This window comes from Paraconexibacter sp. AEG42_29, from assembly GCF_040581415.1.
Taxonomy (GTDB): Bacteria; Actinomycetota; Thermoleophilia; order Solirubrobacterales; family Solirubrobacteraceae; genus Paraconexibacter.
Map to the genome: position 1 here is coordinate 575,884 of NZ_CP114014.1, position 14,185 is coordinate 590,068.

Consider the following 14,185-nt stretch of genomic DNA (forward strand, 5'->3'; position numbering starts at 1 on the left):
ACCCATGTGTGGAGTCGCGCACAGAACGACGACGGGCGGCCGATTGGCCGCCCGTCGGTGCTGCGTCCTGCGGTGAGCGGCGGCCGGGCTAGCGGTCGCCGATCTTCACGTAGTTCAGCTCGCGCTCGCCCGTGTAGATCTGGCGCGGACGGGCGATCTTCTGCTCCTTGTCCTGCACCATCTCGAGCCACTGGGAGATCCAGCCGCTCGTGCGCGGGATGGCGAACATGACCGGGAACATCTCGACCGGGAGGCCGAGCGCCTCGTAGATCAGGCCCGAGTAGAAGTCGACGTTCGGGTAGAGCTTGCGGGAGATGAAGTAGTCGTCCTCCAGCGCGATCTTCTCGAGCTCGAGCGCGATCTCCAGCAGCGGGTTGACGCCCGTGACCTCGAAGACGTCGTCGCACGCCTTCTTGATGATCGTCGCGCGGGGGTCGAAGTTCTTGTAGACCCGGTGCTCGAAGCCCATGAGGCGCTCGTTGCCGGCCTTCACGCCCTCGATGAACTCGGCGACCTTGTCCTTCGTCCCGATCCGGCGGAGCATGCGCAGCACGGCCTCGTTGGCGCCGCCGTGGAGCGGGCCGTAGAGCGCCGCAATGCCGGCGGCCGTCGCGGAGTACGGGTCGACCTGCGAGGAGCCGACCGCGCGTACCGCGCTCGTCGAGCAGTTCTGCTCGTGATCAGCGTGCAGGATGAAGAGGATGTCCAGGGCCCGTGCCAGGCGCGGATCGGCCTGGTACTTCAGCTCCGTCATCTTGTAGATCATCCCGAGGAAGTTCTCGGGGTAGGTCAGGTCGTTGTCGGGATAGACGTACGGCTGGCCGCGCGTGTGACGGAAGGCGAACGCGGCGAGGGTCGGCATCTTCGCGATCAGGCGGATCGTCTGGATGTCCCGGATCTCGGGGTCGTCGATCTGGTTCGCGTCGGGGTAGAACGTCGACAGCGCGCCGACGCCGCCGAGCAGCATCCCCATCGGATGCGCGTCGTGGCGGAAGCCCGCCATGAACTCCTTGACGTTCTCGTGCACGAACGTGTGCATCGTGATCGCGTCGGTCCACTCGTCGAGCTGGGGCTGCGTGGGCAGGTGACCCTTGACGAGGAGGTACGCGACCTCGAGGTAGGTCGAGTGCTCGGCGAGCTGCTCGATCGGGTAGCCGCGGTACTCCAGGATGCCGGCGTCACCATCGATGAACGTGACCGCCGACCGGCAGGCAGCCGTGTTCGTGAAGGCGGGGTCGTACGTCATCAGCCCGAAGTCCTCGGGCGAGTGCTTCATCTGCCGGAAGTCCATGGCGCGCACGGTGCCGTCGGTGATCGGGACCTCGTAGGTCTCTCCGGTCCGGTTGTCGGTCACCGTCAGGGTGTCGGCCATGCTCATCTGTCTCCTCAGTCAGGCTGGGTTTTCCTCGCTCGGGGCAACCCTAGCGCTCCGCGGGTGCGGGCCTGTTTCCCGTTCGATGCGGGTGCGCGTCACGGCGCCATCGCGCCATCCGTGCGCGTCGCCGGGGGCGATGCGGAGGCGAGGTCGCGCGCGCGGTGCGGGTGAAGCCGCGACGAGCTCCGCCCGGGCGTGCCGCGCCGGGTCGGTTGCCGCTCCACCGCCGTCGCGGTCCGGCGCGACCGTGCGATATTTGCACTCGATGCCCGCCCCGAGAGCCGTCCTGATCACCGGTGGCACGTCGGGCCTCGGCCTGGCCGCGGCCCGCGAACTCGCTGCCCGCGGTGGCGTCGCGGTGACGGCGACCGGCCGGACGGTGACGAGCGCGCCGCCGCTGCCCGGGGTGGCGTGGGCCGCGCTGGACCTCGCCGACCGGGACTCCGTCGCGCGCATCGTGGCCGGGAGCGAGCCGCTGCATGCGCTGGTGGCGAACGCCGGCAGCCAGTTCACCGGGGTCCAGCGCACCGCGGCCGGGTGGGAGGCGACCTTCGCGATCAACCACCTCGGGCACGTCGACCTGATCTGCGGGCTGCTGGCGGCGGGCCGGCTGGCGCCCGGTGCGCGGATCGTGATCGTGGGGTCGGGCACCCACGACCCGGCGGTGCGGACGGGGATGCCGGCGCCGCGGCTGACCACCGTGCGGGCAGCAGTGGACGACATCGGGCCCGACGCGGACGGGGACGGAGACGCGGAGCGAGGGCGGGGCGGGGCCCGGGCCGCGCGGCGGCGGTACACGACGTCCAAGCTCGCGAACGTCATGACGGGACTGCACCTCGCGCGGTGCCTGGCGGGGCGCGGGGTCACCGTCACGGCCTTCGACCCGGGCCTGATGCCGGGGACGGGCCTGGTCCGCGATGCGCCCCGCGCGGTGCAGCTGCTGTGGCGCACAGCAGCCCAGGGGCTGCGCGTCCTGCCCGGGGTCACGACTGCCGCTGTCAGCGGCCGTGTGCTGGCGGATCTCGCGGTGGGTGACGCGTGGGCGGGCCGGACGGGGATCTACGTCTCGCTGGACCGGGTGCGGGATGCATCGGTGCAGGCGCGGGACGTCGCAGGGCAGGAGCGGCTGTGGGCGGAGAGCCTTGCCCTCCTGGGCATCGCGCCGGACCCCGCTGCTGCCACCCCCGCCGCCCCATCCGTCTGACGTCCAGTTTTGGTCGTCGGGACGACCAGTTTTGGTCGCCAGACCGCACGGGGCTAGGCTGCACTACACCGAGCGCGCGCCACGGGGAGCGCCGGACTACGTGAGCGGGCGCGCGCGGACCGCGGTGTGCGGGATGCCCTTCACCCGCGTCACGATCCGCTCGCGGCCCCCCGCGGTGCCGAGGCGGCGCCACGCCTGGGTGAGCGGCGGCTTCGGATGCGCGGTCCCGAGGGGGAGGAAGTAGATGCCGGTCTGCTCCTCGATCGTGAAGCCGGCGCTGCGGACCATGCGCCGGAAGCCCGCCGCGTTCGGCTGCCACCACCACGACTGGTCGAGGCCCTCGAGGCGTGCGATCGCCGTGCGCGGGTGCGTGAGCGACGGGATCAGCTCGATCGACTCGGCGAAGACGGCCTCGCCGCCGCAGACGCTGCGGACGCGGTCGAGGGCGCGGATCGGGTCGCGCAGGTGCAGCAGCAGCGAGCCGAGGAAGACGAAGTCGAAGGTGCCGTGGACGGCCGGGTCCAGGTCGTACACCGAGCAGTCCAGGCGCTCGACGGACGACCCGAGCGCCTCCTTCGCGAGCCCGAACGACGCGGCGCCGGACTTGAACGTGCTCAGGTAGCCGAGGCGGCCGGTGTACGCCTCGCCGAAGTTCGACTGGGGCGGCCAGTCCCAGCGCGTGGGGTCCTCGATGTCGATCGCCGTGACCGACGCGGCCCCGCGGCGCTCCATCTCGAACGCCCAGAACCCGTCCCACGTGCCGACGTCGAGACACCGCTTCCCGGTCAGGTCGGCCGGCATCGGGACCTTCGCGACCGTTGGGCGCGTGTCGAAGTGGCCGTTGGTCAGCACCCCGGGGGCGAGCTCGACCGTGTGGTACCAGCTGAGGTCGGCCGCGCGGGCGGCGAGGTCCGCGGGGGAGGTGGTGCCTGGGGTCACGACGGGAAGGAAAGCAGGCCGGGCGGGCCGGTGTCCGCCCGCAAGTCGGGTGGGACGCGCCCGGGCGCCGGGGGCGTGCGGTCGCTCAGGCGGTCAGGAGGACCGTGGCCATCGCCACGATCGTGAGGATGACGCCGATGCCGACCACGCCGCGAGCGGCGCCGTCGGTCTTGGGGAACTCCGGCGACACCATCCCGAGCCCGCCGAGCACGACCGCCCACGCCGCCAGCAGCCCGCCACCGACGTAGAACGCCGTCTTGTCGGGCTCGTGGTGCTCTGCGGTCTCGGCCGCGAGGGCGATGAAGGCGCTCAACATGGCCGCGAGCCTATTGAACGCGGGCGACGCGCGGCAAGGCAGTCGTCCCGGCGCGTCAGTCGCGCGCGGGGCCGCCCTCGTAACGGGACTCCGTCGCCTCCACCTGGCCGTGGTAGTGGCTGCCGAGGTCCGGGTGTCCGTAGGGGCGTTCGGCCGGGGCGTCGAGCGTCATGAACGACAGCTGCGCGATCGGCTTCCCGGGCCACAGGATGATGGGGACGCGGGTCAGGTTGGTGATCTCGAGCGTGAGGGTCCCCTTGAAGCCGGGGTCGACAAAGCCGGCGGTGGCGTGGACGATGAGGCCGAGGCGGCCGAGGGAGCTGTTGTGCGTCGGGACGCAGGCGCGGGTGACCAGGAACAGGCCATCTGCGGCGCCGACCTGTATGCAGCGGACGGGAACGCTCGGCACGGGTCGGATGTCGACGATCGCGCGACCGGTCCGGAACTCACCGATGTCCTTCTGCCGCAGGCGCTTGCGCTGGAGACGGAAGACGGGCCGGTGCGGCGTGAAGGTCACGTCGTGCTTGAGGCCACAGACGCGACCGTCCAGCGTCGCGGTCTTCGTCGCGATGATCGGGCGGAACCCGAGGCCTGCGATGAGGTCCCGGTACTGGCGGGCCAGCGGGAGCTTGACCGTCGTCAGCTCGCAGCGGCCCCACTTGTCCGCGTAGCCGTCGGTGTCCATGAGACCGGTGAGCAGGGCGCTGCGCTGATTGAAGTCGGCGATCAGGTAATCGGCCGGAATGTGCTTGTCACCGAGCAGACCTTCGCGGCGCAGCGTGCTGTTGAGCGAGCCGTCCGCGACGAACCGGCCGGTGACGGGGTCCGCGACCCGCTGCGACTGTCCGCGGTGACCGATCCGGTAGCCGTACCGCGCCGAGGTCCGATGGATCGGGAGGCCGGCCATCTCGATCTCGCGGACGATCTCCGCGTCAGCGGTGGTGATCGTCGCCGAGGTGCTGGTCCCGTCCCCGATCCACGCGCCCAGGACGTACGGATCGATCGGCAGCTCGCGGGTGGGGTACCGCAGTGGCTGGGTCTGACGGACGTGGAACCGGTAGCCCCTCCCGACCTTGACCTTGTCCTCCATCTGGCGCGTCGTGAGGACGCGAGAGCGGCCCTGTGTCCGGTCGCCCGGCGTCGACACCTCCCATTGATGGTCGAGGTCGGCTACGACCGTCGTGCCGTCGGAGAAGACGACCTCGCGGCACTCTCGGCCGGTCATTACGTCGCTGACCGCGATCACGGGTCGTGGCTCGCCGTCGGGACCGAAGACCTGATCGCCCGGTCGGAGGGTCGCCATCGTGCGCCACCCGTCCGGGGTCGGCACCTCGGTGTCGAGCGCGAGTGCTTTCCCCTCGATGCGCGCCACGATGTCGTCCGGGATCTCGACGAACTCGGCGGTGCGCCCGAGGACGAACTCGCCCGGGTGGATCACGAACGAGTCGCCGTCCCCGAGCTCGACGTGCTCGGTGAGGTTCGTGGGCGGGTCGGCGAGGTCGATCGCCGGGACGCGGAAGTTGTGGAAGACGCGGAAGGACGGCCCGAGGTTCAGGTCGACGCTCGCGGGCTGGACCATGCCGGGGTCCCACGGGGTGATCGTGATCCGGCCGGCCTCGACCAGACGCCGGATGGTGCCGTCGGAGAGCACTGAGGTCGCCATCCGCGGGAGTCTGCCACGCGCGTCGGGGATCGGGCCCGTCGTACGCCGTCAGGACGACATCGGAAGGCCGCGTTGCCCGATGCGCTGCGAGCGGCGAGGCAGCAGGCCGGGGCGGCGGAGCGGCGCTCAGCGGGTGCTGCGGCGCCGGTCGGTGGCCGGCTTGCGCGAACGGGCGGGCGACGGGGTGGGCGGCGCGTCGCGGTGGGGACCACGACGGGCGGGACGCGGCTTCGGCCCGCGCGGATGCTGAGGACGCGCGATGCCGCCGTCGTCATCGCCGTTGTTGTCCTCCTGCGTCTCGCTCACCGGCAGCTCGGGAACGGCACGGATGGCATGCCACACGATCCAGCCGAGCAGCGCGATGGGGATCTTCAGGATCACCATGAGGAAGATGAAGGTCCAGACCACGAAAAGCGGACGTTACTCCGGTGGGCCAGCGTGTGCACGTCGGGTTTGCCGGGTGTCGGGTCGTCCGAGAACAACTGCGGCCTTACTTGGTTGTCGCCTTTACCCGCTTCCTGGCTGACGTCTTCGAGGTCGCCGTCCGTTTCTTCGCCTTCTTCCTAGCTCGCTGCTTCACTTTCCTCGGGACCGCGACCTTCTTCTTCGCCTGCGCTCTCGCGGGCGCTGCGACCGTCGGCACCCCACCCCCCAGCGCCCGACCCACGTCCAGCGCCCCCGCCCCCACCGGCAACCCCGTTCGCCGCGCGCTCCCCGCCAGCGCGGCCGCCACGCCGACCGCGTCCGCCGCCGGGTTCACCGCCAGCAGCAACGCCGCCGCCCCCGCCACCATCGGCGCCGCCATCGACGTCCCCGACCGGTACTCGTAGCCACCGCCGAGCGCGGTCGACAGGATCGCGTCCCCCGGGGCGGACAGGTCAACCCCGGTCCCGAAGCTCGACAACAAGCTCAGCAGGCCCTGCTCGGTGGTCGCCGCCACACCGAGCACGTTCGCCGCGCGCAGGGACGCCGGGTAGGACGGCAGGAGCCCCAGGTCCTGGTGGGCGTTGCCGGCCGCCGCGACCACCAGCACGCCGGCCGCACGGGCGTCCTCGACCGCATCGACCAGGTCCGGGGTGGCGATCGGCCCGGCGAGGCTCACGTTGATGATCCGCGCGCCGTGCGCGACCGCGTAGCGGATGCCCTGGGCGACGTTGCCGGTGGTTCCGGACGCGCGCCGGTCCAGGACCTTCACCGCCATCAGGCGCACGCGCCACGCCACACCGGACGCACCTTCGCCGTTCCCGCCGCGGGCGCCGATGATCCCCGCGACGTGCGTGCCGTGGCCGTTGTCGTCGGCCGGGTCCCCGTCGCGGCCGACAAGGTCGACGCCGTGGACGTCGTCGACCACGCCGTCGCGATCGTCGTCGATCCGGTTCCCGGGTATCTCGCCGGCGTTGGTCCACAGGTTCGGCGCGAGGTCGGGGTGGGTCAGGTCGATGCCCGAGTCCAGGACCGCGACGATCACGTCGCTGTCGCGCACCCGCTGCCACGCCGTCCGGATGCCCATCGGCGTATCCGTGGCGAGGTGCCACGCTTCGGCCTCCATCGGGTCGGCGACGGCAGGAGCGGCACGAACGGCGGCCGGCGTGCGGGCGGGCCGCGCCTGCTGCCCGTCGGGGGTGACCCGCGCGGTGCTTGCTGAAGCGGCCGCGCCGGGGGCGACGACGAGAGCGCCCGCGATCGCGAGCAGCGTCCGGTGAACGAGCATCTGGCTGGCCTCCATGGCGTGCGGGCGGCCGTCCGTGGCCGCCGGGTGCGTTGCTCCTGTCGTCGGCCGCGGCGGCGGGCGCGGAACCGCGCTGGCCGACTGGTCGGACGGCACCCCACAGAAGTGGGGATGCTGGCGTCCAGAGAACCCACCGGGCCCGCAACGTTCGGGTACCGTTGACCGATGCAAGCGAACAGCTCGGTCGAGGTCGACACGGACCCGTCCGCCGACCGGGTACGCCGGGTCGACGCCCGTCGCAACCTCGAGGCCATCGTCGACGCGGCGATCCCGCTGCTGACGGAGCGCCCGCGGGCCTCGATGCAGCAGATCGCCAGCGCCGCCGGACTTCACCGCGCGACGGTCCACCGCCACTTCCCGAGCCGGGACGACCTGCTCGACGAGCTCCGTCAGCGGGCGATCGATGCCACCGTGGCGGAGCTCGCCGCCGTGATGGACAACCCGTCCGACGACCCCGGCGACACGCTCGAACGCGCCACCGCCGCGCTGATCGGCGTGGGCGACCGCTTCCGCCTCTACCGCTTCACCACCTGGCGCAGCCCGGCCGCCGAGGAGACGGCGGGCGTGGTGGGGGAGGGGCTCATGAAGCTCCTGGCCGACGCCCAGGCCGCCGGTCAGGTCCGGACCGACCTGCCCATCGAGCAGGTCGGCATCGCCTTCGGCGGGCTGATCGTCGCGATGATGCCGCCCGTCGGGGAAGGCTCGCTCACCGCGACCGAGGCTGCCCGCACCGTCCGCACGCTGCTCGCCGCCCCGCAGGTCTGAGGCAGCGCCTCACTCGCGGACCCACCCCGCGGTGCCGGTCCGGTCCTGCACGCCCGCGACCCGCGGACTCAGGTGGGCGGCGGCAGCTCGACGAGCCCGCTGCGCCGGATGACGACGCCACGGTTGCCGAAGTCGCTGCGCGAGAGCTCGGTGATCAGCTTGGCGGTCTGGCCGGTCCGGTCCGGCCGCGGGATGTTCTCGGCGTCCAGCAGCAGCGACGAGAAGCGGCCGGTCAGGAACGCGCCGTCCTCGTCGAGCGTCGTGCGGAGGATCCCGCTGAGGGACAGGTTGCCCCCGCTCGCGAAGTTCTTGTAGCCCGCCAGGTTGCCCAGCGAATAGGCGATCAGCCGCTGCCGGTACAGCTCGATGCCCCGGACGACGTGCGGCCCCGACCCGAGGACGAGGTCCGCGCCCGCGTCGACCGCGGTGTGCGCGAACGCCCGCGAGTCCCCGCGCTGCTCGCCGAATGCCTCCTCGGGCCCGACCGGGACGTGCGTCTGCGCTGCGCCCTCTGCGCCCGCGTGCATCATCACGACGACGACGTTCGCGCGGGCGGCCGCGCGGGCGACGAGCGCGCGCACCCCCGCCAGGTCGTTGATCGACGACGCCCAGGGGTACGCGGCGAACCCGACGAACGCGACCCGCGCACCGTCGACCTTCAGCACGGTGATCTCCCCAGGTCGCCCGGTCACGGCGACGCGCTGGCGCTTCAGCGAGGTCACCGTCTGCCCGAGGCCGATCGCTCCGAAGTCGAACGCGTGGTTGTTCGCGAGGTTCGCGATGTCGACGCCGGCCCGGCGCAGCGCCGAGGCGTTCAGCGGCGGGGCGCGGAACGCGAAGCAGTTCGGCGACGGCGGCGTCCCGCACTTGGACGAGCCGCCGGTGGCGAAGGTGCCCTCGCTGTTGACCGCGGTCAGATCGGCGGCCCCCAGCAGCGGCGCGACGTACCGCAGCGCGGCGAACCCGTTCTGCGGGGGCAGGCCGAACGACGAGCCGAGCGTGGTGTCCCCACCCCAGGCGATCGTGACCGGGCGACCGGGCGGCAGCTTCGGTGCAGCGACCGCGGCGTGGTCGCGGGACATCAGGCTCACGCCGAGGACGAGCAGCCCGACGATCAGCAGCGCCGCGCCGGCGGCGGCCAACCTACGTCTGCGGACAACGGTGGCTTGGGTGGTCATGGGCAGGAGCGGCCCAGGGGATCAGGTTTCCTGACCATCAGGCCGCCGCTCACGGTAGCGCAGGCCCCCGGCAGCGACCCGTCCGTCCTGGCGGAACGCGGCCGACCGGTAGGGCGGCCCGCCCGCGTACCGCGCCGCGCGGCCCAGCAGCTGCGCGAGGCCGGCCGCGCCGCGGGGCGTCAGGTGGATCCCGTCCGGCTGCAGCCAGCCGGCGGCGGCGCGCGCACGCCGCGCCCAGTCGATCACGAGGATCCGGTCCGGATGGGCCCGGCCCGCCGCGCGGACCGCGGCCGCGCCGGACGTTCCACGGAGCTCGCGCGGCGTCAGGAGCACCAGGACGCGATGGCGTCCGGTGATCGCGAGCGCGGTGCGGATCGACGCGCGCGTGACCCCGCCGTTGGAGCCGAGCGCCACCACGACCTCGCGGGGCAGCGTCCCGGCGCGGCGACGGGCGCGGAGCACCGCCATCCCCTCGCGCCAGCCGCGGCATCCACGGGTGTTGATCTCGAATCCGGCCCGCGTGACCTCCCTCAGCGCGCCCAGCAGGACCGAGTCGCCGATCATCAACGGAGCCTGGCCCGTCGTGAGCCGTGTCTGCGCCGACCGCTGCTGCACACCGCCACAGCCGGCCTGGGCATCCGGGGCCGCCAGCAGCAGCACCGCGACCAGCAGCACCGGAATGGCCGCGGCCACCGACGAGCGGAGTCGGCCGGCCGGCCACGGGCGCACGCGCAGGATGGCCATCGCAGGACTTTCGCCGCGGGCTGGGAAGGATCCTGCCGCCGCCGGCGTCCTGGTCAGCGAACGCGCACTGCGGCCTGCTGCGGCGCGATCGGCCAGACTCCCGCCACAGGATGATCCGCCGTCCTCCCCGACCCGAAGGAACTCGCATGCCTACCCCCACCTCCGTGAAGCGCGCAGTCGTCGCCGTGGGCGTCACCGCCCTGCTCGCTCCCGCGAGCTACATCGCCGCCGCCGACGCCGCGTCGGCGAAGACGATCAACCTCAACGCCGTGCAGTTCTCGCCGCGCAGCGTGACCATCAAGAAGGGGCAGGCCGTCACCTTCAAGTGGAAGAGCGGGACGCACAACCTGCGCGGCCCCGGCGTGAACGTCCCGGCGAAGAGCTCCGGCAAGCGCGTCGTCACGTTCAAGAAGACGGGCACCTTCACGTTCATCTGCGACCTGCACCGCAACATGACGGCGAAGGTCAAGGTCAAGTCGAAGTAGCGGCCGCACCAGCTGGTTGACGCGGCACCCGCCGGGCGGCGAGTGTCGCGTCATGGATCAGATCCCCAGCACTGCCGGGCCGCTGACGGTCGCGGACCTCGGCCGCACCCTCGTCCACGAGCACGTGCTCACCGCCCACGAGGGCGTCCGGTTCCAGTGGCCGCACCTCGTCGACCGCGACGCCGAGCTCGCCGCGGCGGTGAAGCAGGTCACCGCCGCGCAGGCGCACGGCGTCACCGCGATGTGCGACCCGGCCGTCCTCGACCTCGCGCGCGACGCCGCCTTCAGCCTGGCCGTCACGGAGGCGACCGGCCTGCCGATCGTGATGGCGACCGGCGTCTACGGCCAGCACTACACGTTCCTCCCGCACTACTTCCAGACGCGCGAGATCGACGCGCTCGTGGACTGCTTCGTGCACGACCTGGAGGTCGGGATCCAGGGGACGGAGGTGCGCGCGGCGTTCCTGAAGTGCGCCGCGGACGAGCCCGGCATGACCGACGACGTGGAGAAGGTCCACCGCGCGGTGGCGCAGGCCTCGCTGCGGACGGGCGCCCCGGTCATGGCCCACTCCCACCCGGTGAGCCGGACCGGCCTGGAGTCGATGCGGATCTTCACCGAAGAGGGCGTGGATCCGGCGAAGGTGCTGATCGCGCACACCGGCGACACGGACGACCTCGACTACATCGAGGAGCTGCTCGCGACGGGCTGCACGATCGGCATGGACCGCTACGGCCTGGACATCTACCTGCCCGAGCCGCAGCGCAACGCGACCGTCATCGCCCTCTGCGAGCGCGGCCACTCCGGCCGCATGGTGATCGGCCAGGACCACTGCGCGACGATCGACTGGTTTCCCGCCGACGTCGTCAAGGCGATGGCGCCCAACTGGTCCTTCACCCACATCTTCGAGACGGTCTTCCCGGCGCTGGTCGACGGCGGGGTCACCGAGCAGCAGCTGGAGGACATGATCGGCGCGAACGTGCGTCGCTGGCTCGCCGCCTGACCTCGCGACGGCCCCCCAGGGCGGTCAGGCCTTGAGCGTGACCGCGGACCCGGTCAGCGCCGTGATCTGCTCGAGCGTCGCGATCCGCTCGTCGATCTCGGCGCCGGTCAGGCGCTCGACGCGCTCGGTACCGAACTCCTCGACGTTGAAGGACGCGAGCGCGGTGCCGTAGGCCATCGCGCGGACGAGGACGTCGTGCGTGACCTCGCCCCCCGCGGCGGCGATCGAGCCGACGAAGCCGCCGGCGAACGAGTCGCCCGCGCCGGTCGGGTCGGTCACGGCGGCCAGGGGGTAGGCCGGCAGCGCGAAGGTGCCCTCCGGCGTGTACAGCTGCGCGCCGTACTTGCCCTGCTTGGCGACGACCGCCTTCAGGCCCCACCCGAGCAGCTCGGTGGCGGCGGCGAGCGTCGTCGCCTTGCCCGTCAGCATCTCGAGCTCCTCGTCGTTGAGGATCAGGCAGTCGACGGCCTTGATCGTCCGCTCGAGCGACTCGCGCGCGATGTTGATCCACAGGTCCATCGAGTCCAGGGCGGTGAAGCGCGCGCCCTCGCACTGCTGCAGGACGCCGAACTGCAGGTCCGGCTGGATGTTGGCGAGGAACAGGACGTCGCAGGCGCGGGCCGCGTCCGAGAGCTTCGGCTCGAACGTCTCGAAGACGTTCAGGTCGGTGACGAGCGTCTCGCGCGAGTTCAGGTTGTCGCCGTAGACGCCCTTCCAGAAGAAGGTCTTGCCGCCGGCGATGTGCTCGACGTCGTCGGTGATCGTGCCGCGGGTGCGCAGCGTCGCCCACGAGGCGTCGTCGAAGTCGTCGCCGACCGGGCCGACCACGCGCACGTCGTCGAAGAACGACGCGGCCAGCGCGAAGTGCGTGGCGGCGCCGCCGAGCATCCGCTCGCGCTCGCCCGCGGGGGTCTTGACGCCGTCGTAGGCGATGGAACCGACAACTGTGAGGCTCATGAGGCGGGTGAGGCTACCGGGGCGCTGCGGGGCGGGGCCTTCAGCCCGCGGAGCAGGACCAGGCCGCCCGCGGCGGACAGCGCCAGCATGATCACCGCGCAGCGGCTCGCGTCGAGCTTGGACAGGCCGAGCTCGGTCCCCACCAGGACGGTCCCGCCCCACAGCACCAGCGGACCGAACCCGACCGAGAGCTTGCCGACCAGGGCGAACAGGCCGAACTCCTCGCCGCGGCGGCCGTCGGGGACCAGCTCGAGCATCAGGATCCGGTCGACCGTCGACAGCGCGCCGAGCGCCCCGCCGATGCACGGCCCCGCGACCCACAGCACCCAGCCCGAGCCGCTGACGGCGACGACCAGGAGCGCCGCCACGACGATCATCACCGTGCCGCGGATCACCGGAGCACTCCCGCGGCGAGCGGCCAGGAGCCCCGCCCCGACCGCGCCCGCGATGGCGGTCAGGATCGAGACGGCGAGCACGAGGTCGATCGTGTCGTCGTCGAAGTCCCCGGTGCGGCGCGCGTAGACCGCCATGAACTGGATCGCGGTGGCGACGGCGTCCACGTACAGGAACCGGGCGAGCAGGAGGCGGCCGTACGGCGTCCCCCGCGCGCGCCGCACGCCGGCGATCAGGCGGCGCACGGCCGTCGGGCTGCCATCGTCGACCGCGGGCCCGGGGCGCCGCGGCTCGCGCACCCCGACCAGCAGCGGGAGGGCGAAGAGGCCGTAGATCACCGCCGCAGGGAGGAACGCGTCCTGCGCGTGACCCTCGTCCACGAGTGCGCCGAGCAGCAGCAACGCGAGGAACGACCCGACCAGGCCGGCCGCGACGGCGGTACCGGAGACCCGTCCGCGGCGCTCCGGCGGGGCCACGGTCGCCAGCAGCGGGTGGTACTGGGAGTCGGCGACGTAGAACGCGAAGATCGCGATCCCGGCGACGGTGAGCGCGAGCCAGGTGGGCCCGACGAAGGCGAGCAGCGCGGTCGCCCCGATCGACAGGGCGCTGAAGGGCCGCAGGACGGGGAGGTGCCGGCCGAGCCGGTCGGCGCGGCCGCCGAGCGCCGGGAGCGTCAGCAGCAGGGCGACCGAGATGACCGCGGTCATGATCCCGATGACGATGTCCGGTTCGCCGCGCTCGTCGATGATCCAGTCGTTCAGGTAGCGGGTGACGACGACGAAGCTGAACGTCGTGGTGGCGAAGTCGAACAGCACCCAGCCGGTGACGCCGCCGCGCGGTGCCCGGTGGGCCTCCGCCGCCGGCGCCCCGGGCGGCTCGGGGGTCGTCATCCCGTGGCCGCGATGCGCACCGTGACGTAGGCCGGCGCGGAGACGCCCGCCGCGCCGCTCGTCACGCGCAGGGTCGCCCGGTAGCGACCGGGCGGCAGGCGACGGCCGGCGACGATGCCGTCGAAGCGCCTCGCGCCCTCACCGGGGTCGACGGCGGAGCGCAGCGTGCCCACCGGCACCGCCTGCAGGCAGGGCCTTGCGCCCGGCCGCGCCTTGGCGGGCGACACGCAGCGCGTCCCCTGGCGGCGGCCGACCACCTGCCGGTGCAGCGCGATGGTGACGGCGCCGCCGTGCGTCGTCAGGAAGCGGAACGTCCCCGTCCGGCCGGGCCGCAGCGGCTGGGGGGCGAACCGCAGCTCGCTCACCGCGGGCGCGGCGGCGGGCGCCTGGGCCGGGGCCGGCGGGGGTGCGTCGTCGGCGGCGGCCACGCTCGCGGTGAGCAGCGCCGGCCCGGTCAGGAGAAGGCCGAGGAGGACGGCAGGAGCGCGCACGGCCGCGAAGGCTACGCCACCCGCGCCCGCGTCAAAGCCGCACCCCGGAGCGCTGT

General features: G+C 72.7%; 15 protein-coding genes. 4 read left to right on the forward strand and 11 right to left on the reverse strand.

Annotated features, from left to right (window positions below):
- Window positions 1–88: 88 nt before the first annotated feature.
- Window positions 89–1,372, reverse strand: coding sequence for a citrate synthase (locus DSM112329_RS02745; RefSeq protein WP_354702540.1), 1,284 nt, complete (start codon window positions 1,370–1,372; stop codon window positions 89–91).
- Between the two features lie 268 nt (window positions 1,373–1,640).
- On the opposite strand from DSM112329_RS02745, the gene DSM112329_RS02750 reads away from it, so the two are divergent.
- Window positions 1,641–2,579: an SDR family NAD(P)-dependent oxidoreductase gene (locus DSM112329_RS02750; protein WP_354700278.1), complete on the forward strand. Its 939-nt coding sequence runs from the start codon at window positions 1,641–1,643 to the stop codon at window positions 2,577–2,579.
- Between the two features lie 96 nt (window positions 2,580–2,675).
- On the opposite strand, the gene DSM112329_RS02755 is transcribed toward DSM112329_RS02750, so the two are convergent.
- From DSM112329_RS02755 to DSM112329_RS02775, 5 genes are all read right to left on the reverse strand, one after another.
- Window positions 2,676–3,518: a methyltransferase domain-containing protein gene (locus tag DSM112329_RS02755; RefSeq protein ID WP_354700279.1), complete on the reverse strand. Its 843-nt coding sequence runs from the start codon at window positions 3,516–3,518 to the stop codon at window positions 2,676–2,678.
- An 85-nt stretch (window positions 3,519–3,603) separates the two neighbouring features.
- Window positions 3,604–3,834 carry a hypothetical protein gene (locus DSM112329_RS02760; protein WP_354700280.1) on the reverse strand — a complete coding sequence of 77 codons (231 nt, stop codon included), beginning with the start codon at window positions 3,832–3,834 and terminating at the stop codon, window positions 3,604–3,606.
- A 55-nt stretch (window positions 3,835–3,889) separates the two neighbouring features.
- Window positions 3,890–5,497: a hypothetical protein gene (locus DSM112329_RS02765; RefSeq protein ID WP_354700281.1), complete on the reverse strand. Its 1,608-nt coding sequence runs from the start codon at window positions 5,495–5,497 to the stop codon at window positions 3,890–3,892.
- Window positions 5,498–5,623: 126 nt separating this feature from the next.
- On the reverse strand, window positions 5,624–5,905 hold the full coding sequence (locus tag DSM112329_RS02770) for a hypothetical protein (protein ID WP_354700282.1): 282 nt from the start codon (window positions 5,903–5,905) through the stop codon (window positions 5,624–5,626).
- Between the two features lie 82 nt (window positions 5,906–5,987).
- Complete coding sequence (locus tag DSM112329_RS02775) at window positions 5,988–7,223, reverse strand: S8 family serine peptidase (RefSeq protein ID WP_354700283.1); 1,236 nt, start codon at window positions 7,221–7,223, stop codon at window positions 5,988–5,990.
- Window positions 7,224–7,391: 168 nt separating this feature from the next.
- Here DSM112329_RS02775 and DSM112329_RS02780 point away from each other — a divergent pair, with 168 nt between their 5' ends.
- Window positions 7,392–7,991, forward strand: a complete 600-nt coding sequence (locus DSM112329_RS02780) for a TetR/AcrR family transcriptional regulator (protein ID WP_354700284.1) — start codon at window positions 7,392–7,394, stop codon at window positions 7,989–7,991.
- A gap of 68 nt (window positions 7,992–8,059) precedes the next feature.
- On the opposite strand, the gene DSM112329_RS02785 is transcribed toward DSM112329_RS02780, so the two are convergent.
- Both DSM112329_RS02785 and DSM112329_RS02790 read right to left on the reverse strand, forming a co-directional pair.
- Window positions 8,060–9,169, reverse strand: a complete 1,110-nt coding sequence (locus tag DSM112329_RS02785) for a CapA family protein (protein ID WP_354700285.1) — start codon at window positions 9,167–9,169, stop codon at window positions 8,060–8,062.
- Between the two features lie 21 nt (window positions 9,170–9,190).
- The gene (locus DSM112329_RS02790) at window positions 9,191–9,913 is read right to left on the reverse strand and encodes a hypothetical protein (protein ID WP_354700286.1); all 723 of its coding nucleotides are present in this window, start codon (window positions 9,911–9,913) and stop codon (window positions 9,191–9,193) included.
- Between the two features lie 146 nt (window positions 9,914–10,059).
- Between DSM112329_RS02790 and DSM112329_RS02795 the strand changes: the two genes are divergently transcribed.
- Both DSM112329_RS02795 and DSM112329_RS02800 read left to right on the forward strand, forming a co-directional pair.
- A complete protein-coding gene (locus tag DSM112329_RS02795) occupies window positions 10,060–10,398 on the forward strand; it encodes a plastocyanin/azurin family copper-binding protein (RefSeq protein ID WP_354700287.1) in 339 nt (112 codons plus the stop codon).
- 52 nt (window positions 10,399–10,450) lie between these two features.
- Window positions 10,451–11,398 (forward strand): phosphotriesterase, encoded by a 948-nt coding sequence (locus tag DSM112329_RS02800; RefSeq protein WP_354700288.1) that lies wholly within the window; start codon window positions 10,451–10,453, stop codon window positions 11,396–11,398.
- Window positions 11,399–11,422: 24 nt separating this feature from the next.
- On the opposite strand, the gene DSM112329_RS02805 is transcribed toward DSM112329_RS02800, so the two are convergent.
- From DSM112329_RS02805 to DSM112329_RS02815, 3 genes are read right to left on the reverse strand one after another with little or no spacing between them, the layout of a single operon-like run.
- Entirely contained in the window at window positions 11,423–12,355 is a 933-nt protein-coding gene (locus DSM112329_RS02805) for a PfkB family carbohydrate kinase (protein WP_354700289.1), read from the reverse strand.
- Entirely contained in the window at window positions 12,352–13,638 is a 1,287-nt protein-coding gene (locus tag DSM112329_RS02810) for an MFS transporter (protein WP_354700290.1), read from the reverse strand. The genes DSM112329_RS02805 and DSM112329_RS02810 overlap by 4 nt, the downstream gene beginning before the upstream one ends.
- Window positions 13,635–14,129 carry a hypothetical protein gene (locus DSM112329_RS02815; protein WP_354700291.1) on the reverse strand — a complete coding sequence of 165 codons (495 nt, stop codon included), beginning with the start codon at window positions 14,127–14,129 and terminating at the stop codon, window positions 13,635–13,637. The genes DSM112329_RS02810 and DSM112329_RS02815 overlap by 4 nt, the downstream gene beginning before the upstream one ends.
- Between the last annotated feature and the right edge of the window lie 56 nt (window positions 14,130–14,185).